The organism is Alteromonas sp. DY56-G5, from assembly GCF_041414725.1.
Taxonomy (GTDB): domain Bacteria; phylum Pseudomonadota; class Gammaproteobacteria; order Enterobacterales; family Alteromonadaceae; genus Alteromonas; species Alteromonas macleodii.
This window is the reverse complement of the sequence record NZ_JANHZQ010000059.1, coordinates 1-21,285: the sequence shown is the minus strand read 5'-3', so window position 1 is coordinate 21,285 and position 21,285 is coordinate 1. Positions and strand designations below refer to the sequence as shown.

Annotated in this window: 18 protein-coding genes; 6 read left to right on the top strand and 12 right to left on the bottom strand. The window is 45.2% G+C overall.

Annotated elements, in window-relative coordinates:
• Nucleotides 1-219: 219 nt before the first annotated feature.
• Nucleotides 220-654 carry an OsmC family protein gene (locus NO989_RS19690; protein ID WP_039218753.1) on the bottom strand — a complete coding sequence of 145 codons (435 nt, stop codon included), beginning with the start codon at nucleotides 652-654 and terminating at the stop codon, nucleotides 220-222.
• Nucleotides 655-1,101: 447 nt separating this feature from the next.
• On the opposite strand from NO989_RS19690, the gene msrA reads away from it, so the two are divergent.
• Nucleotides 1,102-1,713, top strand: a complete 612-nt coding sequence (gene msrA, locus NO989_RS19685) for a peptide-methionine (S)-S-oxide reductase MsrA (RefSeq protein WP_014950475.1) — start codon at nucleotides 1,102-1,104, stop codon at nucleotides 1,711-1,713.
• 28 nt (nucleotides 1,714-1,741) lie between these two features.
• Here msrA and NO989_RS19680 read toward each other — a convergent pair whose 3' ends face one another.
• Genes NO989_RS19680 through NO989_RS19670 form a run of 3 tightly spaced genes read right to left on the bottom strand, consistent with a single transcriptional unit; the run spans nucleotide 1,742 to nucleotide 3,283 of the window.
• Nucleotides 1,742-2,083, bottom strand: a complete 342-nt coding sequence (locus NO989_RS19680; protein WP_014950476.1) for an AzlD domain-containing protein — start codon at nucleotides 2,081-2,083, stop codon at nucleotides 1,742-1,744.
• Nucleotides 2,073-2,795, bottom strand: a complete 723-nt coding sequence (locus NO989_RS19675; protein ID WP_348671136.1) for an AzlC family ABC transporter permease — start codon at nucleotides 2,793-2,795, stop codon at nucleotides 2,073-2,075. Before NO989_RS19675 ends, NO989_RS19680 begins: the two co-directional genes overlap by 11 nt.
• On the bottom strand, nucleotides 2,792-3,283 hold the full coding sequence (locus tag NO989_RS19670) for an XRE family transcriptional regulator (RefSeq protein ID WP_348671137.1): 492 nt from the start codon (nucleotides 3,281-3,283) through the stop codon (nucleotides 2,792-2,794). Before NO989_RS19670 ends, NO989_RS19675 begins: the two co-directional genes overlap by 4 nt.
• A gap of 663 nt (nucleotides 3,284-3,946) precedes the next feature.
• Between NO989_RS19670 and NO989_RS19665 the strand changes: the two genes are divergently transcribed.
• A complete protein-coding gene (locus NO989_RS19665) occupies nucleotides 3,947-5,206 on the top strand; it encodes an MFS transporter (protein ID WP_039232054.1) in 1,260 nt (419 codons plus the stop codon).
• A 60-nt stretch (nucleotides 5,207-5,266) separates the two neighbouring features.
• On the opposite strand, the gene NO989_RS19660 is transcribed toward NO989_RS19665, so the two are convergent.
• Entirely contained in the window at nucleotides 5,267-5,620 is a 354-nt protein-coding gene (locus NO989_RS19660) for an RNA-binding protein (protein WP_039232052.1), read from the bottom strand.
• Nucleotides 5,621-5,664: 44 nt separating this feature from the next.
• Entirely contained in the window at nucleotides 5,665-6,441 is a 777-nt protein-coding gene (yaaA, locus tag NO989_RS19655; protein WP_348670906.1) for a peroxide stress protein YaaA, read from the bottom strand.
• 375 nt (nucleotides 6,442-6,816) lie between these two features.
• Here yaaA and tal point away from each other — a divergent pair, with 375 nt between their 5' ends.
• The 3 genes from tal (at nucleotide 6,817) to NO989_RS19640 (ending at nucleotide 9,979) form a co-directional block, all read left to right on the top strand.
• Nucleotides 6,817-7,776, top strand: coding sequence for a transaldolase (gene tal / locus NO989_RS19650; protein WP_039226298.1), 960 nt, complete (start codon nucleotides 6,817-6,819; stop codon nucleotides 7,774-7,776).
• Nucleotides 7,777-7,790: 14 nt separating this feature from the next.
• The gene (gene pgi, locus NO989_RS19645) at nucleotides 7,791-9,440 is read left to right on the top strand and encodes a glucose-6-phosphate isomerase (protein WP_371343049.1); all 1,650 of its coding nucleotides are present in this window, start codon (nucleotides 7,791-7,793) and stop codon (nucleotides 9,438-9,440) included.
• Between the two features lie 362 nt (nucleotides 9,441-9,802).
• The gene (locus tag NO989_RS19640) at nucleotides 9,803-9,979 is read left to right on the top strand and encodes a DUF3545 family protein (RefSeq protein ID WP_012519516.1); all 177 of its coding nucleotides are present in this window, start codon (nucleotides 9,803-9,805) and stop codon (nucleotides 9,977-9,979) included.
• A 259-nt stretch (nucleotides 9,980-10,238) separates the two neighbouring features.
• Here NO989_RS19640 and ung read toward each other — a convergent pair whose 3' ends face one another.
• The 6 genes from ung to NO989_RS19610 form a co-directional block, all read right to left on the bottom strand.
• Nucleotides 10,239-10,910 (bottom strand): uracil-DNA glycosylase, encoded by a 672-nt coding sequence (ung, locus tag NO989_RS19635; RefSeq protein ID WP_156086834.1) that lies wholly within the window; start codon nucleotides 10,908-10,910, stop codon nucleotides 10,239-10,241.
• Nucleotides 10,910-12,193 (bottom strand): threonine synthase, encoded by a 1,284-nt coding sequence (gene thrC, locus NO989_RS19630; RefSeq protein ID WP_156086835.1) that lies wholly within the window; start codon nucleotides 12,191-12,193, stop codon nucleotides 10,910-10,912. The genes ung and thrC overlap by 1 nt, the downstream gene beginning before the upstream one ends.
• A 135-nt stretch (nucleotides 12,194-12,328) precedes the next feature.
• Nucleotides 12,329-13,273, bottom strand: a complete 945-nt coding sequence (gene thrB / locus NO989_RS19625) for a homoserine kinase (protein WP_371343048.1) — start codon at nucleotides 13,271-13,273, stop codon at nucleotides 12,329-12,331.
• 170 nt (nucleotides 13,274-13,443) lie between these two features.
• Nucleotides 13,444-15,909: a bifunctional aspartate kinase/homoserine dehydrogenase I gene (gene thrA, locus NO989_RS19620; RefSeq protein ID WP_371343047.1), complete on the bottom strand. Its 2,466-nt coding sequence runs from the start codon at nucleotides 15,907-15,909 to the stop codon at nucleotides 13,444-13,446.
• A gap of 376 nt (nucleotides 15,910-16,285) precedes the next feature.
• Nucleotides 16,286-18,826: an excinuclease ABC subunit A gene (locus NO989_RS19615; protein WP_371343046.1), complete on the bottom strand. Its 2,541-nt coding sequence runs from the start codon at nucleotides 18,824-18,826 to the stop codon at nucleotides 16,286-16,288.
• A gap of 81 nt (nucleotides 18,827-18,907) precedes the next feature.
• A complete protein-coding gene (locus tag NO989_RS19610; RefSeq protein ID WP_371343045.1) occupies nucleotides 18,908-19,786 on the bottom strand; it encodes a LysR substrate-binding domain-containing protein in 879 nt (292 codons plus the stop codon).
• Between the two features lie 189 nt (nucleotides 19,787-19,975).
• Here NO989_RS19610 and NO989_RS19605 point away from each other — a divergent pair, with 189 nt between their 5' ends.
• Nucleotides 19,976-21,133: an S-(hydroxymethyl)glutathione dehydrogenase/class III alcohol dehydrogenase gene (locus tag NO989_RS19605; RefSeq protein ID WP_371343044.1), complete on the top strand. Its 1,158-nt coding sequence runs from the start codon at nucleotides 19,976-19,978 to the stop codon at nucleotides 21,131-21,133.
• Nucleotides 21,134-21,285: the final 152 nt, after the last annotated feature.

The following is a 21,285-nucleotide window of genomic DNA, read 5'->3' as shown; positions in this document are numbered from 1 at the left end:
TGTGCGCTTAGGTCTTTGATTACTTGAAGTTGTCATAAAGAAATCCTCTTTATGTCAACGTATTTTAGGACGGGACAATTTTATACAAAAAAGCGGCTTCTAAAGCCGCTTTTTTATGCTTCACTTGATAAAAATAACTTGCCTGGTCTTGTCTAACAAAGCGAGTGTCTAACAAAGCGAGTCCTATCTTTCGATAAGGGTAGTAATAGCCTTTATCTCTTATTCAATATTCAATCGGTATTCCAATGTGATATTGGCATTAAGAAGTTGAGATACAGGGCAATTTTCTTTTGCTTCCTGTGCAATTTTCTCAAACTCATCTTCGGTAATCCCTTCAACTTCAGCATCTAAGCTTAGTGCCGATTGAGTTATTTCAAAGCCGTCATCGTTTTTCTCTAAACTGATTTTTGCTGTGGTATTTAACTCGCCGTCATCGTATCCCGCGTCTGAAAGCGCAAAAGAAAGTGCCATGGTGAAGCAACTCGCATGCGCCGCACCAATTAATTCCTCGGGGTTGGTTCCCTTTTCATCTTCAAACCGCGTGTTAAAACCATAAGGCTGGTTCGATAAAGCACCGGTTTGTGTAGAAATGCTCCCCTTTCCCTTTTTACCTAGCGGTTTGTAAACTGCACTACCTGATTTGACTATCGACATATCATCTTTCCTTTCATTTTAACTAAACTGATTTTCATTTAGTTGGATAAGATGCAAGTGCTCTGCCGATCATAAGAAATCGCTCTATCCCTTGTCATAGCGGCTTTACAGCCCCGTCTTTTAAATGGTGGAATCAAAAACTGTTCCCTTTTTGAAAGAAGACTACAGAGTGAGATGAAAATTTTACTTACATCCTTTTAGTCTTTTTCAGTACCTATGCTTTCGCGCCAAGCCTCAAGCTTCGCAATGTGCGTTTAGAAAAAATGTGCGCTTAGAAAAAATGTACGCTTGTAAAACAAAAATGGAATTAACTCGCTGCACCGCGATGAAATTAATTTCAGCTTAAACCGTTCTTTATTTGTTAACCGTATATCTTCGCAAACTGGGGTCTGACGAATTAAACGCGAAGGTCGCTACAACGTCAAACCAACACATAAAAGGTGAATGATGAAATTAACACTTTCTGCAGTTTTTATTAGCACAGCGTTGAGCGCTTCGGTTTTTACGCCATCAACAAGTGCCGACGAGGCCATACTAGCTGGGGGCTGCTTTTGGTGCATGGAGTCTGATTTTGAAAAGCTAGACGGGGTTACTGATGTGGTGTCGGGGTTCACTGGCGGAAGCGCGCCAAATCCGACTTATAATGGCAATCACAAGGGACACTTTGAGGCGGTAAAGATCACCTACGACGGCGATATGCTTTCTTATAATGATATTCTCGATCATTTTTGGGTGAACATTGACCCTTTCGATGACCGAGGTCAGTTTTGTGATAAGGGACCCAGTTACTTAAGCGCCATCTTTGTAGCAAACGATAAAGAACGTGCTATAGCAGAAAAAACAAAAGCTGACGTGGTAGCCCAATTTCCCAATAAAAAGGTGGTAACGCCCATACTCGATGCTTCTACCTTTTATCCGATAAAAGGTGACGAAATTGGCCATCAAGATTTTTATAAAAAAAGTCCCGTTCGCTATAAGTTCTACCGATGGAACTGTGGGCGTGACCAGCGCTTGGAAGAAATTTGGGGCGAGAAAGCCTTGGGTAAGAATAAGTCTTAGCCCAGCAACTTAACATCTACGCCCAACGCTAAACCAAAGCGATACCAAAAGCCACACCAAAAGAAAGCACGCCGCAAAACACTGGCAGCCCTAAGCTTTTGAATTTGCGCCAAACAAGCACAGTGACAACAGTGCCTATTGCGGTTGCAATCCAACTCGCCGCTGACGGTGCTTTTGGAATAAGTGACGCTCCTAGCATAGCGGCAATCATTAACGGCCCTAACACGCTTAGCCACGTAGGTAAACGCGCCTCAGTGTTATTGGCCTTGTGTTTATTAAAGTGACGCTGAGTCCACAGCAACGGTACTACGCGCAATGCATATGTTCCGATGGCCGCTACAACAATAGCTATCCAAATATCAACGTGCATGAGATTGCTTCCTTTCAACGTGCGAGGTGAGAAGATAAAAGGTTATCGCACCGCATAGTGCTGCCAGTGGAATTGCAGCGTTTTTAAAGGCGCTGAGAGCCAAAAAGAGAGCCGCCGTCATTGTAACGAGCAAGGTAGCGCTCCACAGTTTACTTGAGAATTTAGGCGCGAGTAGCACAAGGAAAAGTGCAGGTAAAGCAAAGGGCATCACGCTGTCTAATATTGGCCATTGTTGGGTAAGGGAGTCCCCTGCGATACCGCCAAGCGCTGTCCCTACGATCCAACTAAGCCACGCCACCATCGATACACCTTTAAACCAATCTACCTTTTTAGCATCGTCCATTAGCGGCAAGCGAGTATGGGCTAGCGCAAAAATCTGGTCAGTAAGGCCGTGCATTAAATAGGGCCAAGCTTTACTTTGCGGTAAATAAGGCACCAAGTTGGGCGCATAAACCACATGACGTACATTAACTAATAACGTCATACAAACCGCTAGCCAAAGTGGCGCACCTGATGCCACCATGGCTATCAAAAGAAACTGCGACGCGCCTGCGTAAATGAATATGGAAATTAGCGTGGCTTCCAGCGTAGAAAAACCGGCTTGAACTGCGATCACGCCAAATGAAATGGCTACCGGAATATAGCCACCTAACAAAGGTAACCCGTCAATAACCCCTTGCTTAAGTCCACTTTTTGATGAAAGTTGGCTCATTCCTTTGCCTCTTTATGATAAACGATTGTGATAAGACATGTCGCCCACTCGTCTCCCGTTTTGTATACGTGGGGCAAATCAGCGTTAAATGCTAAACTTTGACCCGGTTGCAGCCATTGAGTATTTCCACTATTCCCAGCTTCCAGAGAGCCGCTAACAACGGTAATCGTTTCTTCTGTTCCTGTGGCGTGAGCTTCTGCCTCTCGAAAAGTATTGGGTGCAACCGACATCCAATAAGCATCAACGTTCGGGATACCTTGTCCTTGCTCAATTAAACGAACTTCTACGCCCTTTTCTCCAATGCTTGCGCTAAGAGGCTGAACTAGCTGACCGAACGGAACGTCTAGTTGTTTAGCTAACCGCCAAATGGTGTCTAGCGTCGGATTGCCGTTGCCCTGCTCTAATCTTGAAAGGTTAGATTTAGCGATACCTGCCCCTGCTGCCAATTGCGACAGCGAGACACCTTTGTCTTGCCTGAGTTTCTGCAAATGCCTTCCGAGGATGTTGAGCGTTGATTGATTCACACCTTACCAATTTAATGTTGTTCCATTTAAAGAACGTTCTATATATAGAACACCTCAAAGTCAAGAAGTTTGTTTTAAATAGGGGCATAGATACGGCGTTGTGCTCACGCCACGATTGGAAAACGTGACAAATGTTAAAAGATGACAAAGGGATGAACTAAAAGGTAACCAATATTTGTGCACAGAAAACAGTCACCTTCGCTTTTTATAAACGCCCATTCGACTTTCTAACGCAAAAGGTCCGACGTAATTTATTAACAAAAGCACTACATTTAAATCGCTGAATTGATTAAGAAACCTTATCAGTTACCGTTACTTGCTATCTGAGCGATGCTACGATCTCTTGCATTAAACGAATACGAAAAGCACGAACCTGTGGGCTGTTGATCATTGCTAAATATTACCGACGGTTGCTAAATATTATCGAAGATAAGGGCGACTATTCGAAGAGAACCGGCAAACATTCCGTTGAGCCGGTTTTTGCGTTTCATCAAAGCGCTAGTCTGCTGAGCGTCTTTTATCTTTGATGACACACAGACATTGTAAAAATGCACAGCAAAGCTCAACAGACCCTCGCTAAAACAGCCACTAAGTACGTAATTGAACTCAATGAACAAAAGGACGTTTATGACGAATCAAACTGACAAGATTCTTTCTGACCAAGCCTCTTCAAAGCAGGCCTATTCAGAGCAGCACTCAGCGTTGGGTGAATACTCACTGGCCACTATAACCTTTTGGCTGGCTTTCGGAACCTTTGTGATTGGTTGCAGTGAATTTGCGGCAATGGGTTTATTACCTTACTTTGCAGAAGATTTTGGCATTACTGAAAATGTCGCTGGTCACGCAATTAGTGCTTATGCCATTGGTGTTGTAGTGGGCGCGCCGCTTATCACTATCTTTTTTTCCAGGCTTGCAAGACGCACCATGCTTATTTCAATGATGGTATTCTATGCTGGCGGAAACTTGCTAACAGCGCTAGCGTGGTCAGAATGGACAATGAACATAGCGCGCTTTATTGCTGGCCTACCTCATGGCGCTTACTTCGGCATTGCCATGCTCTTTGCTGCAGACATTGCCGGTAAAAATAAGCGGGCGCAAGCGGTCAGTAACGTCATTTTAGGCTTGGCTATTGCCAATATTATTGGTGTGCCGTCAATTAGTGGTATTGGGCAAATGTTCGGATGGCGAACTGGCTTCTTTATTATTTCAGCCTTTGCGTTAGTTACTGCATTAATGGTTTGGAAAACCGCACCGTACCGCGGCCCTAATCCAGATGCCAAACCGCTAACCGAGCTTAAAGCTCTGAAAAACAAAGACGTGCTGCTGGTACTACTTATGGGCGCTATTGGCTTTGGTGGTATGTTCTCAGTTTATTCTTATTTCAGCGCCTCTTACCTCAATACAACCTCATCACCTGAGTGGGGAATCTCGGCCACATTGCTTATCTATGGCATAGGCGTAACCTTGGGCAATATTATTGCAGGCCGCTATTCTGAAGGCAGGCTACTGACGTCAGCGATTACGTTTCAGGTTTTACTGGGCCTATCAGCTGCAGCTTACGCTGCGTCGATGGGGAATCCATACTTAATGGCAGCATCACTGTTTTTCATTGGTATCGGTGGTGGCATGGTGGTGCCGCTGCAAACAAGGCTTATGGATGTCGCTGGCGAGGCTCAGACTTTAGCCGGCGCCATGAACCATGCGGCTTTTAACACCGCTAATGCACTTGGCCCTTGGTTGGCAGGAATGACACTGTCAGCGGGTTATGGCTATACATCAACGGGTTGGGTAGGCCTAGCGCTTGCCGGTGGTGGTGTACTGGTGTGGCTGGCCATTGTTATGACTGCTCGCAATACTCAAGTACAAACAGCAACCGTATCTGGTTAAATGAAGGTTTAGCGCTGACAACCTTCGTTGTCAGCGCTTGTTAGTTGTATCCCCTCGGTATTACTCGGCGTCGTTTTCACGCTCAGAGTTATTGCGAGAAGCACTTCCCCATACATCTTCGGGAATGTCTCTTTTGGGCGCTGGCGCACTAGCTATCGCTTCAGCCTGCTTCTTCTCTTGATTTGACCACTTAACACGAATTTTCTTACCGTCGATAACTTTGGCGTTAAGTTTTTCAATGGCTTTATCGGTTTCTTCTTGCGTGCTCATTTCTACGAAACCAAAGCCTTTCGATAAGCCAGAAGCCTCATCCATCACCAAGTCGCACGACGCTATGGTGCCAAACTCGAAAAACAAGTCTTCAAGATTCTCCTGAGTAAATGTTTTAGGTAAATTGCGAACTAATATGCTCAAATTTATGTCCTACTTTTAAGGTGATTATGGATGAACGGGTGTTATTAACTTTCCTGGTTACGCAGAAACACAAGTTCCGTTGATGAACTTTGTTCTTCGCTAAACACATAGCCATCTACGTCGAAGTTTTTCAGACCTTGTACGTCTTCTACACGGTTTTCAAGAATATAACGCGCCATTAAACCACGGGCTTTCTTCGCGAAGAAACTGATAATTTTATACTGACCATTCTTGCAGTCTTTAAATGTTGGCGTAATGATCATGCCATCTAAAGATTTTTTCTTCACTGCTTTAAAGTACTCATTTGACGCAAGGTTGATCAACACATTGTCACCCTGTGCTTCTAATGCCTTATTTAGCATATAAGTAATGCGATCATCCCAAAACGCATACAGGTCTTTACCTTCAGGGTTTGCTAATTTAGTGCCCATTTCTAAACGATAGGCCTGCATTAAGTCTAGAGGACGAAGCAATCCGTATAGGCCAGACAGAATTCGAAGATGTTTTTGCGCATATTCGACCGTTTCGCTATCAAGCGAGTAAGCATCTAACCCAGTGTACACATCACCATTAAACGCATACATTGCTTGGCGTGCATTATCGGGCGAAAATGGCGTAGAAAACTCAGCAAAACGGTTGGCGTTCAACGTTGCTAACTTGTCGCTTATCTTCATCAGCGATGATAAGTCAGCAGGCGATAAGGTGCGGCAAACTTCCATCAAACGTTCAGTGTCTTCAAGCATGGCAGGCTGAGTGAACTGGCTCACAGGAATTTCGCTTTCAAAATCTAAATTTTTTGCTGGGGATACTACAACTAACATTTCGACTCCTTAGGTTTTCAACAACATTGTACCACCTGATACGCTTCAAAAAGCAAAATGGCATAAGAAAGACGTAAATTGGCTTAACAGAGAAATCCGATTAGCCATTTTGTCGCTATTCAATGTATGAATTGTCACACGGGTTTGATATAAATAGCGTTACAAATAATTATTCAAACAATAATTGAGATACACCCTCCGTGAACGTACCTCAATTACCAAAGCGCTGCATGTACCAGTACTTATTAAAGAACTAAGAACTGGTAAAAAAGAACGCAAGCGCAAAGCCCTACACACGCGCAAGCGAACCGTTTTATTCAACTGGCTTTTCCAGCGAGTTGTCCAAATTTATTTTGATAAAGAACAGAGAGAATTATGAGCAATCAGTTAGCTTCATTACGTGATATCACTACCGTTGTTGCCGACACGGGCGACATCGATGCCATTAAAAAGTATCAACCAGTCGATGCCACAACTAACCCGTCGCTACTTTTAAAAGCGGCTGGTCTTCCTCAATATGCAAGCCTAATTGATGATGCTGTAGCATGGGCAAAACTTCAGTCAAACGACGCTGACCAGCAGCTTACCGATGCAGCAGACAAACTAGCGGTAGCCATTGGTAAAGAAATCTCTGCAACTATTCCAGGCCGAATCTCAACTGAAGTAGACGCACGCCTTTCGTTCGACACTGCCGCCACTATCGAAAAAGCGGAACGTTTGGTTCAGCTATATGAAGACGCGGGTATCGATAAGTCACGCATTCTTATTAAAATTGCCTCTACTTGGGAAGGTATTCAGGCAGCAGAAGAGCTAGAGAAGAAAGGCATTCAGTGTAACTTAACGCTTCTATTTAGCTTCGCCCAAGCACAAGCTTGTGCAGAGGCCGGTGTTTATCTTATCTCTCCATTCGTAGGGCGCATTTTAGACTGGTACAAAAAAGCGACCGGTACTGAGTCTTACGCACCAGATGAAGATCCAGGCGTAGTATCTGTAACTAAAATTTATAACTACTACAAAGACCACGGCTACAATACCGTAGTGATGGGCGCAAGCTTCCGTAACATTGGTGAAATTCAAGCGTTGGCAGGTTGTGATCGTCTAACCATTAGCCCAGCACTGCTAGAAGAACTGGCAAACGAGCCAGGCGATCTAGAGGTTAAACTTAAAGACAATGGCGCTACAAAAACACCAGGTGACCGCTTAACAGAAAGCGAATTCCGCTGGGCAATGAACGAAGATGCAATGGCAACCGAAAAGCTGTCTGAAGGCATCCGCAACTTCGCCGCAGATCAGGAAAAACTTGAAACCATGCTTCGCGAAAAACTAAGCGCGTAAGGGCTATTGAAACAATGAGTGTTTTAACTTCTCTTCCTGATTGGAAAAAACTGTCTGAACTTGCTTCAGCGGTAAAAGATGCGCACATGCGCGACTGGTTTGCACAAGATGCAAATCGCGCGAACAAGATGCAGCTTGAAGCCTGCGGTATTTTTCTTGATTACTCGAAAAACCGTGTAAATGATGACGCGCTTAAAGGACTTTTCGACCTTGCTCGAGCATGCAAACTAGAAGCCCTTCGCGACGCGATGTTTTCTGGTGAGCAGATTAACTCAACAGAAGGTCGCGCTGTGCTTCACACCGCACTTCGTAATTTCTCAGACCGTAAAGTACTGGTAGATGGCGAAGACGTAATGCCTGAAGTGCATGCTACGCTTGCAAAAATTGAAGCGTTTACCGCATCGGTTCACAGCGGTGAACACAAAGGTTATACCGGCAAGCCTATCAAGCACATTGTGGCAATTGGTATTGGTGGTTCGTTCCTTGGTCCTAAGATTATGACCGAGGCACTTAAGCCGCATACCGTTGATGCCGTGAAAGTTCACTTTGTTGCCAACGTTGATGGTTGCCACATTCACGATGTGCTATCTAGCGTAGATTTTGAAGAAACTTTGGTGGTCATGTCGTCAAAGTCTTTCTCTACCCAAGAGACGCTTCAAAATACACTTACGGCTAAAGACTGGTTCTTAAAGTCTGGCGGTACACAAGAAGATATTGCTAAACACTTTGTAGCCGTGTCTTCAAACGTTAAAGCAGCCACCGATTTTGGTATTAGCGCCGACAATATTTTCCCTATGTGGGATTGGGTAGGCGGTCGTTACTCACTGTGGTCTGCCATTGGCCTGCCTATCTCGCTAGCCCTTGGGTTTGAAAACTTCAAAGGCTTACTTGAAGGTGCGTTTGACATGGACACCCATTTCACAACCGCACCGCTAGAAGAAAACATGCCTGTTCTACTTGCACTGTTAGGCGTATGGTACAGAAACTTTTTCGATGCACAGTCTCATGTGTTGCTGCCTTATTACCACTATCTTCGCGGCTTACCAGCTTACGTACAGCAGTTAGATATGGAAAGTAATGGTAAAGAAGTGACGCAAGAAGGTGAGCACGTAGATTACCCTACTGGCCCAATTATTTGGGGCAGTGAAGGTACAAACGGCCAGCATAGCTTCCATCAGCTTATTCACCAAGGTTCTGGCGTTATCCCAGCAGACTTCATGTTGCCACTTAACGTTCCTAACCAGGACGACACGCATCACGCTATGCTTGCGTCTAACTGTTTTGGTCAAACCCAGGCACTAATGCAGGGTAAAACCTTTGAAGAGTGTTATGCAGACCTTGACGGTAAAGGCCTAGACGACGCTGAACGCAAACGCTTGGCCGCTCATAAAACCATGCCTGGCAACAAGCCTAGCAATACTTTCTTGTTTGATAGCCTTACGCCTAAAACACTTGGCGCGCTGGTTGCAATGTATGAACATAAGGTATTCGTTCAGGGTGTTATCTGGAACCTTAACTCATTCGACCAATGGGGCGTAGAGTTAGGTAAAGTACTAGGAAACCAAGTACTTGCAGGCATTCAAGGCGAGGCAGACAAAGATAATTTCGACGCTTCAACACAACAATTGATTGCCAAATTCAGAGCAGCGAATGCACCAAAATAAGGAATGCGAGGTGATTTAAAATCACCCAATTGGTGCAAATAACAAACTGAACGGCTAGCTTTTTCGGAAGCTAGCCGTTTTTTGTTGCGGTTTTCATCGACAATACGACAGACATTTTTGATGTCCGTAACACTGTGCAATTGATTACTAACAAAACAAATAGGATCAATTACATACAGTTATTGTTCACGCTTTAAACACACTGGACATTTCCTTACCGTTGTCATCATATCGTCACAATTTGTTAATAAAAGGTAAATTAAACTATTTTATTTTAGTGGCGGCTGTGATACAAAATTGTACAGAGGGAATTAAAAACAAGAACTCTGTATTAGTTGTAGTGGTATAAAAAGGAGATCCCAGTGGATAAATCAGATCTATTTGCCATGTTAGACATCGAAGCAAGCCCAGCAAAAACCAAAAGCAAAAAACGTAAGTGGAGAGAAATCGAAGCGCTACAAGATCGCTACAAATTAGAAAAAGAACTGGCCGAACTCGACTGTGGTTTCGAGTACGAGCTAGAGACACTGGAAAGATAAAACGAAGGCCGCCTGTTAAACAGGCGGCCTTTTTACTTTCTAGCGTGCTGTAAATGCTTCACTTGCAAGCATGGTGTCTCTTCGCTGGCTCTATGTAATAGCGTAATCGCTAAGGAATATGCTCTGTGCCTAATTGCGGCCAGACCGCATAACATGGTCTCATAGCTATTTAGGCATTTATCTAGTGAGCTAGCTATTGATAGGGCGCTGAATGGGGCAACCACACTTGCTGTGTGGCTAGCTGCTATTTGTGCCAGTACTATACCTGCCAATTAATGGGTTCTTTGCCCTTAGCAATAAGGTATTCGTTTGTTTGGCTGAAGTGTTTGCAACCTAAAAAGCCTCTGTGTGCTGAGAGTGGCGACGGATGAGGCGCATGTAAAACGTGGTGTTTTTCACGGTTAATGTGCTTACCTTTCTTTTGCGCATGGCTTCCCCACAGAAGAAACACAACGTTTTGGCAGTGCTCATTGACCACATCGATAACCTTATCGGTGAAGGTTTCCCATCCCCATTTCGCGTGGCTATGTGCTTTGCCCTGCTCAACGGTCAATACAGTATTAAGTAGCAATACGCCCTGCTCCGCCCACGACGTCAGCGTGCCGTGATTAGGCTCGGTGAAACCATCAATGTCAGACAACAGCTCTTTGTACATATTTTTAAGCGATGGCGGTGTTTTAACGCCAGCTTTTACTGAAAAACAAAGTCCATGGGCTTGATTAGGACCGTGGTACGGATCTTGACCTAAGATCACGACTTTTACTTCGTCTAGCGGCGTGTATTTAAGCGCATTGAATACGTCAGACTGAGGCGGGTAGATAACGCTTCCCGCTTCACGAGCGTGCTTCACGCGCTCAAGCAACGTAACAAAATAGTCTTTTTGCTTTTCGTCACTAAGCGCGCTTTGCCATGTTGTAGCCGAGGGTGTCATTACTTAAGCAAATCCATCATATGCTGCTTAAGTGCCTCGTAAGACGCTGGCAAGTCTACCGCTAAGCTGTCTTCGCCTGCTACATCGGCCAACGCTTTCGGTAAGCTGATTGGATTACCTAGCACGTTTTCAACGGTTTCTCTGAACTTAGCCGGGTGCGCTGTTCCTAAGAACAAACCAATTTCGCCGTCTTCTAAGTCGTGACTTACTGCGCGATAGGCAATCGCGGCATGTGGCTCGCTGGTATAGCCTTGTTGCGCTAATTGACGCATAGCAAGCTGCGTATATTCTTCGTCAACCATCTCACCTTTAAGACACGCTTTGTCGATATAGCCACGCTCAATAAGCGCCTCTATTCGCGGCCAATTATTAGGCTGACTTACATCCATTGCGTTAGACATGGTCGCAACCGTCGCCTTAGGTTCCCACTCGCCGGTTTTAAGGTAGCGAGGTACCGTGTCGTTTAAGTTAGTTGCTGCGATAAAACGCTTTATAGGTAAACCTAACGATTTAGCAATCATGCCAGCCGTAAGGTTACCAAAGTTACCACTAGGTACTGAAATAACGAGTTGATCTCGTTTCTCTTTTGGCAGCTGACTTACCGCTTCAAAGTAATAGCAAACCTGTGCCAATAAACGGCTTATGTTGATTGAGTTTGCTGAGTTCAGGTGAAGGCCTTCACGTACGTCAGGGTCGTCAAACGCGGTTTTTACGAGTGATTGGCATGCGTCAAAGTCTGACTCAACAGCAACGGTATGAATATTACCGCCTAGCGTAGTGAATAGCTTTTCCTGCAGCGCGCTAATCTTGCCCTTTGGAAACAAAATAACCACGTTGATATTGTCGATGCCGTGAAATGCATGTGCAACCGCTGCGCCGGTATCACCTGAAGTCGCTGTTAGAATGGTAACTGGCTTCCCTTCGCTAATACGCGACAGGGTTTGCGCCATAAAGCGGCCGCCAAAATCTTTAAACGCCAGCGTTGGACCATGGAAAAGCTCTAAGCAGTATACGTTATCGTTGACCTGCTCAACTGGTGCACCAAAAGCAAATGCGGTCTGAACAATTTCTTCTAGCTCGCCATTATTCAGCTCATCGCCGATAAGGGCGCGAAGTACTTCAATACTGCGCTCTACAAATGGCTTTTCCAACAATTCGTCAATATTGTCTAGGGTAGGAATATGCTTTGGAAAATAAAGCCCTTGGTTTTTACCTAAGCCCCGCTTAACGGCTTCAGCAAAATTTGCTGTGTCCGATGAATCTTTTAAATTTACCAATTCCACTTGCTGTTACCTTTTTATGTGGGCAAGTACTCTGCCCTTTTAATCTTTTAAAAAATTATTGTGCTTTTAGGAAATCATTTGCCTTTAAGAAACCATGTACTTTAAGAAACTATGTACCTTAAAAAGCTATGTACCTTAAGAAACAATGGTGCCTTGGCTTGGTATTTGGCACACATGGCTAAAGCCATCTTCATTTTGAATGTAGTTCTCTGTTAAATAGGCGGCGACTTTTTCCGCCTGCGCTTTACTTGGACACACGGCAAAAACCGTAGGTCCCGAGCCAGAAATACCAAAAGCGAGCGCACCCGCTTGCTCACTAAACGCACGAGCGTCATCAAAGCCAGGCAGTAGCGATTTTCTGTAAGGTTCGGCTATGACATCGTTCATTACCGATGCTGCCAAATCAAAGTTACCTACATGTAAGGCGTGTACAAACACACCTAGCTGTCGACCAAAGGTTAGTGCCGTCGCCATTTCCACCTGTTTAGGTAAGATATCGCGAGCCGCCGCCGTTGATACGCTAATACCTGAATAACAGACGGCATAGTACCATTCGTCGTTTAAAGGCAACGAAAGCGTGACCGGCGCATCGCTACCTGTCATTAACGTCATACCACCTAAATAACAGGGAGCAACATTATCATAGTGAATACTACCGCTTATTTGGCCTTCTAATTCTCCCATCATTATAAGCAGAGTATCTTCATCGAACGGGGTGTCGAAGTAAGCATTTAGCGCTGCAAACGCTGCCACAATAGAGCTTGCGCTTGAACCCAACCCGCTGCCTATTGGAAGGTTTTTATGAAGCGTAAGCGCAACAGGAGAGGTTGTTTTTCCAGCCTTTTCCATTTGCTCACAGAAATAGTGATAGCACTTGGTTACAATATTACTGTCTGCATCGTCCGGGAGTTTGTGAGCGAAGCGCCCCACCGTTTCTAATGAAAATGACTCAGCCGCCTTTATTTCAACTTCATCACCTAGCTTAGTGCCATCAACGGGCGCAAGCGCTGCGCCCAGTACGTCAAAGCCTAAGCTCACATTTCCTATTGATGCCGGCGCGAAGGCCGTAAATGCTTTCATATTATTACTCTTACTTCGCTTGCGGCGTGCTCTTTATATTAGCGCTTCAAATTAGCTCAATAAATTAGCGCTTTAAATCGATGCCACAACATTACTGGCCTAAGTCACACCTTCGAATATCTTACTTTAGCCGCCTATCTACGCTAAGCAAGCTAAGCGTTATTTAGCCCTTAGTGCGCCATTTGCTTCCACGGCATAGTACGCAGAATGTCAGCAAATACCCCTGCTGCTGTTACCGTACCACCTGCTCCATATCCTCTAATTACATAAGGGATTGGGCTATAGTAGTCACTGTTAATCGCCAGCGCGTTTTCACCGTCTTTTACCTGCGAAAGAGGGTTACTTGACGGTACAGCCTGAATGCTTACTTTGCATTTTCCGTCTTCAATGCTGCCGATATAACGAAGTACTTTACCTTCTGCTTTAGCCGCTTCAACCTTTTCACCAAACGACGCATCTAACTCTGGCAGCTGCTGCATAAACTCGTCGATAGAACAGTCTTCTGCAAATCCCGCTGGCAGTACAGACTCAATTTCAATGTCAGATAGTTCTAACGCTAAATCAGCTTCACGAGCCATGATAAGCAGCTTGCGCGCTACGTCCATGCCGCTTAAGTCATCGCGCGGATCAGGCTCTGTAAAACCGTTGTCTTTGGCTGTTTGTGTCGCTTGCGACAGGCTCATGCCCTCTTCAAGTTTGCCAAATACATAAGACAAACTGCCCGATAGAATTCCTTCAAAGCGGTGTAAGGTGTCGCCGGCGCTGAACAGCTTTTGCAAGTTATCGATAACCGGTAGCCCTGCGCCGACAGTGGTTTCGTAAAGGTACTGACGATTTGTCGATTGCGCGGTCTTGCGAAGCTTACGGTAGTAAGACATTGCGCTCGTGTTCGCCTTTTTATTTGGCGTTACCACGTGAAATCCGCTTTCCATCATATCTACATATTGCTGTGCAATCGCTTCGTGACTAGTACAGTCAACAATCACCGGGTTTACCAGACTATTGTCGTTGGCGAACTGATGCAGGCGTTCAACGCTTAATCCTTCGCTTGCCGATTCAAGTGCCGCTTTCCAGTCACCGCTTAAATCGATACCTTGGCTGTTTAACAGCAGTTTCCGGCTGTTCGCAATACCATAAACACGCAGTTGAACGTTGCGTTTTAACAACGCAGGCTGTTGTTTTTCAATTTGACCTAGCAGTTCGGTTCCCACATTGCCACACCCTACTAGGAATACGTCAATGGTATGGCGGTCAGAGAAAAAATTCTGGTGAATAACCTTTACCGCTTTCTTAGCACGCTTGCTTTCAATTACCGTTGAAATAGAGCGTTCTGAAGAGCCCTGAGCAATAGCAACGTTGTTTACCCGCGCTTGGGCAAGCGAGTTAAAGAAACGCGCTGCCAATCCTTTAGTTTGACGCATACCGTCACCAACCAAAGTGACAATGGCTAGGTCATGACGCACTTCAATGGGGTCTAGCAATTGATTTTGAAGCTCTAGCGCGAACGCATCTTCAAGAAGCGTTAACGCTCGGCTGGCGTCTTTGCTTTGGATACAGAAACTGATTGAGTATTCTGACGATGACTGGGTAATAAGGCTTATTGAAATATTGGCGTTCGACATCACCTCAAACACACGGCTTGCCATACCTACCATGCCTTTAAGGCCGGGGCCTGCAACGTTAAACATGGTGACATTATCAAGCTGTGAAATACCTTTAACTGACGTCCACACCTCGCTTTTTTCATTGCTGATTAGCGTACCTGGCGCAGCTGGGTTTAGTGTGTTTCTGATCAAACAAGGGATGTGGTGTTGGGCAATAGGACCGATAGTTTTCGGATGAAGTACCTTGGCACCGAAATAAGACAGCTCCATCGCTTCTTGATAGGTAAGCTTGTCTAACAGCACTGCCCCTTCAACTTGATTCGGGTCAGCGTTATAAACACCGTCTACGTCTGTCCAAATTTCACAGCAATTTGCGTCTATACACGCCGCTAAAATGGCCGCTGAATAGTCTGAGCCGTTACGCCCAAGCGTGACTTTCTCGCCCGCTTCGTTAGCAGCAACAAACCCCGGCATGACCAGAAATTCACTGCCGTCAGTAGGCACATCTGAAAAGCGCGCTTTACTAAGCGACACATCGGCAATGCTGTCTAGGTAATCGCCTTCGGCCAGCACATACTTAACCGGGTCGATAACGCGATTAGCGATACCTTTGGCAGATAGCATAGCGCTAAAAAGCGTCACCGAGATGTACTCACCAATACTTAGAATACCGGCAGCGACATTATCAGGTGCAACACCAAGCAGCTTAATACCTTCAAGGTGCTGTTTTAATACTGAAAGGTGACTATTAATGAATTCTACCACGCTTGCATGTGCAAACCCGTCGAGTTCTTCGTTTAGGTTGTTGGCGATGCCGGTAACCGTGTCGTTCAACTTATTGAATAAAGGCTGGAAATCTTCACCCGCGGCTGCTTGTTCACATAGTAGTGAAAGCGCGTTCGTTACCCCCTTTGGGGCAGAGAGTACAACCGCAGCACCGTCGGTTTGGTGGGTTGCCGTGCTAATCTCCATAACGCGCATGTATCGCGGTGCATCGGCTAGAGAAGAACCCCCAAACTTTAAGACTTTCATATGCTGCTCCTTAAGGTTACGCATGCTAAAACGTGTGTAAAAAAAAGCCCGCTCTGTGTTAGGCGGGCTTTCGTTGTCTTTTGCTTACTTGCACTAGTCAGCGACCGCCCTTTTTAAGGTGGTAATTAACATAATGGTGGTGCGAGTAAGTAGAATCTTTTTCATACAAGCAATTTGCCGTATAGACGTCTATATGTCAACCGCAGTTTTCACTACACTGTGTTGCAAAAAGTGCAACACTCTTTAACTAATATTTCTTTTTAAGGTACAAATACGAGTTCAGGCAGTTTCTTTGCTGGCTTACTAGTACTCAAGTAGCTTTAAACAACGACTTATTTCTAAGATCATTCAACCCTAACTCAATCAAGACCTTTTTTTAAGCCAAACTCGCCTTCAAAAATGAGGCTGTTGCACTTTGCTGGACTTTAGCAACCTCCTCTGGTCTGCCTTCAGCAACTATTTCTCCTCCCTCATCACCTGCGCCTGGCCCCATATCAATAATGTGGTCGCAAGCCCCAGCCACCTGCATATTGTGCTCAACCATCACCACCGTATTCCCAGCTTCAACTAAGGTGCTTAAATGCTGCATAAGTAATGCAGTGTCTGAAAGATGTAAACCTGTTGTAGGTTCATCAAGCACGTATAGGGTATTAGCATTTTGAGCACGTTTAAGTTCTGACGCTAATTTAATGCGCTGCGCCTCGCCGCCTGATAATTCAGTGGCACTTTGACCAAGGGTTAGATAGCCAAGCCCTACATTCATTAACGTTTGAAGTCCCCGCGTAATGACTTGATTGCTGTTAAATATAGATAGTGCTTCTTCAACCGTAAGCGATAATATATCAGCGATAGAATGTTCGTTGTAACCAACTTCCAGTACGTTATCGTTGAATCGCTGACCGTTACAAACGGTACAGGGCGAATAAACACTCGGCATAAACAGTAGTTCTACCGATACCACACCCAAGCCTTCACAATGTGGGCATCGCCCTTTTGCGGCGTTAAACGAAAAATGACCCGCATCGTACCCACGGGCTTTCGCCTCTTCGGTTGAAGCAAACAAACTTCTGATTTGATCAAATATGCCGGTATAGGTTGCCAATGTTGAACGAGGTGTCCTGCCGATGGGAGACTGATCTACCACAACTATACGACTTAACTCATCAAGCCCGCTTTCAACATAGCCTTGCTGCGGCTCAGTTTCATGAGAAAAAGCGTCTTGAGCAAGAAGTGAATTGGCGTCAGTAAGCAGTTCTTTTGTTTCTCTCGTTTCTTGCGCTCGCATCCCTTCTTTCCAAGCAGAGTTCAAACCATCTTTGACTAACTCAACTAATGCTTGGCTAATCAAACTCGACTTCCCAGAGCCGGAAACGCCAGTGACACAGGTCATCACACCAAGTGGAATATCAATATCAACATGGCTGACATTATTTCTAGACACGTCTTTTAAACGCAATACCCCTGATGATTTGCGTTTTACACGCTGGCTTAGGGCTTTATTGTTAAAAACATAGTCTGCCGTTAAAGAGTTTTTTGTGCTTGCCAGTTCTTTAACCGGGCCACTATAGACAAGCTCACCGCCGTTAACTCCTGCCCTCGGCCCTACGTCTACAACCCAGTTAGCGCCTTTGATAACGTAAGGGTTGTGCTCGACAACGAGCAGTGAATTTCCCGTTTCGGTAATATTGTGAAGCGCGTGAATAAGCCCTTCTACATCGCGAGGGTGAAGACCGGATGAGGGTTCATCCATCACAAAGACAACGCCAAATAAGTTTGATTTAAGCTGAGTCGCCAGACGCAATCGCTGTAGTTCGCCTACTGAGATACTTGTTGTACTTCTATCTAACGAGAGGTAATGAAGCCCAAGCGCTATTATGGGGTTCACTCTTTCAATAATGTCGCCCGTAATGTTGCGTATTACCTGACCACGCTCTGAAGTATCGTCGTTGACTGAATTTCTTAACGCCTGAAGCTTTTCGTGAACTTGCTGTAATGGCAACCTTGAAAAATCAATAATATCTAAGCCATCAACTTTCACTGCCAGCGCATTTTGCTTAAGCTTTTTTCCACGACAGACCGGACATGCTTCAACAGATATGAAGGGAGCGATTCGCTGCTTCATTTTCTCTTTTTGAGACGTTTTGAAGGTATCAAGCACGTGACGCCGCGCGCTGATAAACTTTCCATTGTAGCTGGCAGGTTCACCTTCTTGTTGCGCTTTGCGGGTTTGCGCTAGATTATAGTTTCGATATACAGGTAACTGAGGCGTTTCGTCAGTGTATAAAATCCAGTCACGGTTTTTTTGAGGCAGTTCACGCCATGGAATATCAACATCAATATCAAGCGATAGCAGTACCCTAACAAGGTTTTTGCCCTGCCACGCGCCAGGCCATGCTGCCACAGCGCCCTCCCGTATAGTCAGGCTATCATCGGGAACAAGTCGATGAGCTTGTGTGTCGAAAACTTTACCAATACCGTCACAGTGTTCACATGCACCTTCTGGCGTATTAGGAGAAAACCCGTCTGCGTAGACAATGTTCTGCCCTTCGGGATAATCCCCGGCCCGGGAATACAGCATTCGCAGACTGTTAGAAAGCGTGGTGATACTACCAACGGAAGAGCGAACGGAAGGTGCGCCACGGCGCTGATGCAGACCGACAGCGGGCGGTAAGCCTTCAATTGCGTCTACGTCAGGTTTCTCTACCTGCTCAATTAACCGTCTGGCATAAGGTGATATTGAATCTAAATAGCGGTGCTGAGCTTCTGCGTAGAGCGTACCGAAAGCCAAAGAAGATTTTCCTGAACCAGATACACCGGTAAACACCACCACTTCATTTCGCGGTATATCGATACTGATATTTTTTAAGTTGTGTACACGGGCGCCGCGTACGTGAATTTTTCCCTTATCATTGTGCACTTCGTCACCTGCATATCACCTTTATTAAAGAATATTTAGCTACAGGCGCTATATTTCGATCAATATTTTTAAACAAGCACATCAGCTGTCTGAGATGAGATGTTGAGCTAAAAAGTCCACCAGCAGCCTGATTTTGGGTGCAACATTTCGGTTTGAAGGAAATACCGCCCAAATAGCCTCTTGCTTGTCTTTGTACTCGGGGAACAGCTCTATTAGCTGACCAGAGGCTAGTGCTTTACGCACGTAAAATCCAGGTAGTTGTGCAATACCCAAGCCAGCAACCGCGGCGCTGCATAGAGCATTTCCGCTGTTATACCGTACTCTGCCCTGTACAGGAATTGATTGAATTTTATTATCGATAAGTAAACGCCAATAGGGTTGTGACCCCACCAGCAGCGAGTGCTCTTTTAACTCTTCAATACTTTTGGGCTGACCTTGCTCTTTAAAATAATCCCTACTTCCGCATACAAACAAATGACGTGTAGCCAGCTTTTTTGCAACCAGCGTCGAGTCTTCTAGGTTTCCAATGCGTATGGCAAGGTCGAGGCCTTGCTCGACAATATCGAGCTTTTCGTTTGAGAACGTGCACTGCACGCTAATGCCAGCGTACTTTTGCATAAAGCTATTGAGCAAAGGCGCGATGAAGGCTTCGCCAAACGCTACGGGAGCGGTAAGTTTAATGAGCCCTTGCGGCGATGCTTGCAGTGCGCTCACCGCTAGCTGGGCATCTTCGAGCGCCTTTAACGCAGGCATTGCCTGCTGAAAATACTGCATACCCGCTTCAGTAAGCGATACGCTGCGCGTTGTACGCTGTAACAATTTAACGCCTAGCTGCTTTTCAAGTGATGCGACTTTACGGCTTATCTGCGCCACTGACGTATCGAGCTTATTTGCAGCCCCGGTAAAATTGCCGACGTCGGCCACAGCGCAAAACTCTGCTATTCCCTCAAGATATTTCATTATCGCCACTCGTTAGTTTAGCGTTGTTCAACACAGCGCTGGTTTATTTAAGTACATTCTATTTGTCCAAATTAATTATTACAATTATGAAAAAGTGATTTACTAAAACTGTATTTATCATTAGTAATCCGTCTCCTATACTTTGGCCTATAAAACATCATCAAATATTTATGATTAAGGAGTCATCACATGGCGTCATTCAAAGATTCGTTGCAAGAAGGTCAAACGCACATTAAGTCAAAAGCCGCGGTGGCTTGGGGCCCGGGTGAACCGTTAAAAATGGAAGAAGTGGACGTAGAGCTTCCTAAGAAAGGCGAGGTACTTGTACGCATCGTTGCAACTGGTGTATGTCACACTGACGCATTTACATTGTCAGGTGATGATCCTGAAGGCGTATTCCCTTCAATATTAGGCCACGAAGGTGGCGGTATTGTTGAAATGGTCGGTGAAGGTGTGACTAGTGTAGAAGTTGGCGATCACGTTATTCCTCTTTACACCGCAGAATGTGGCGAATGTAAGTTCTGTAAATCAGGCAAAACTAACCTTTGCCAAGCGGTGCGCGAAACACAAGGTAAAGGCTTAATGCCAGACGGCACAAGCCGTTTCTCTATAGATGGTGAGCCAATTTATCATTACATGGGCTGTTCAACGTTTTCTGAGTACACGGTTTTACCAGAAATATCGCTAGCAAAAGTAAACAAAAATGCGCCGCTAGACGAAGTTTGCCTGCTTGGTTGTGGTGTAACTACGGGGATGGGTGCTGTACTTAAAACTGCAAAAGTGCAACAAGGTGATACGGTTGCTATTTTTGGCCTAGGCGGAATCGGTCTGTCAGCGATCATTGGTGCACGTATGGCAGGCGCAGGCCGCATCATTGGTATCGATATTAATGAAAGCAAGTTTGATTTGGCGAAGCAACTTGGCGCAACTGACGTGGTTAACCCTAAGAATTTCGACAAGCCTATTCAAGAAGTGATTGTTGAAATGACCGATGGCGGCGTTGACTATTCGTTTGAATGTATCGGCAACGTAAACGTTATGCGTTCTGCACTCGAGTGCTGTCACAAAGGCTGGGGCGAATCTGTGATCATTGGTGTAGCTGGCGCAGGACAAGAAATTTCAACGCGCCCATTCCAGTTAGTGACAGGTCGTGTATGGCGCGGCTCTGCATTTGGCGGTGTTAAAGGTCGTTCAGAGCTGCCAGGTATTGTAGAGCAATACTTAAATGGTGACTTTGGTCTTCAAGAGTTTATCACTCACACCATGGGTCTTGGTGACATTAACAATGCCTTTGATTTAATGCATAAAGGTGAAAGTATCCGCTCTGTTGTGCATATGGATAAATAAACATTAGAACCAAAGCGCAGATATTTTTGCATAAAAAACAAAGGCCCGCATAAATGCGGGCCTTTTTGTAGTTACTGTCCCGTCCTAAAATACGTTGACATAAAGAGGATTTCTTTATGACAACTTCAAGTAATCAAAGACCTAAGCGCACA

Excerpts from the sequence above, each read along its gene's own strand:
- NO989_RS19675 (WP_348671136.1), bottom strand. The coding sequence starts at position 2,795 with ATGAGCCAACTTTCATCAAAAAGTGGACTTAAGCAAGGGGTTATTGAC.
- NO989_RS19610 (WP_371343045.1), bottom strand. The coding sequence starts at position 19,786 with ATGAAATATCTTGAGGGAATAGCAGAGTTTTGCGCTGTGGCCGACGTC.
- yaaA (WP_348670906.1), bottom strand. The coding sequence starts at position 6,441 with ATGTTAGTTGTAGTATCCCCAGCAAAAAATTTAGATTTTGAAAGCGAA.
- NO989_RS19665 (WP_039232054.1), top strand. The coding sequence starts at position 3,947 with ATGACGAATCAAACTGACAAGATTCTTTCTGACCAAGCCTCTTCAAAG.
- tal (WP_039226298.1), top strand. The coding sequence starts at position 6,817 with ATGAGCAATCAGTTAGCTTCATTACGTGATATCACTACCGTTGTTGCC.
- NO989_RS19690 (WP_039218753.1), bottom strand. The coding sequence starts at position 654 with ATGTCGATAGTCAAATCAGGTAGTGCAGTTTACAAACCGCTAGGTAAA.
- NO989_RS19605 (WP_371343044.1), top strand. The coding sequence starts at position 19,976 with ATGGCGTCATTCAAAGATTCGTTGCAAGAAGGTCAAACGCACATTAAG.
- ung (WP_156086834.1), bottom strand. The coding sequence starts at position 10,910 with ATGACACCCTCGGCTACAACATGGCAAAGCGCGCTTAGTGACGAAAAG.
- pgi (WP_371343049.1), top strand. The coding sequence starts at position 7,791 with ATGAGTGTTTTAACTTCTCTTCCTGATTGGAAAAAACTGTCTGAACTT.
- thrB (WP_371343048.1), bottom strand. The coding sequence starts at position 13,273 with ATGAAAGCATTTACGGCCTTCGCGCCGGCATCAATAGGAAATGTGAGC.
- msrA (WP_014950475.1), top strand. The coding sequence starts at position 1,102 with ATGAAATTAACACTTTCTGCAGTTTTTATTAGCACAGCGTTGAGCGCT.
- thrA (WP_371343047.1), bottom strand. The coding sequence starts at position 15,909 with ATGAAAGTCTTAAAGTTTGGGGGTTCTTCTCTAGCCGATGCACCGCGA.
- NO989_RS19680 (WP_014950476.1), bottom strand. The coding sequence starts at position 2,083 with ATGCACGTTGATATTTGGATAGCTATTGTTGTAGCGGCCATCGGAACA.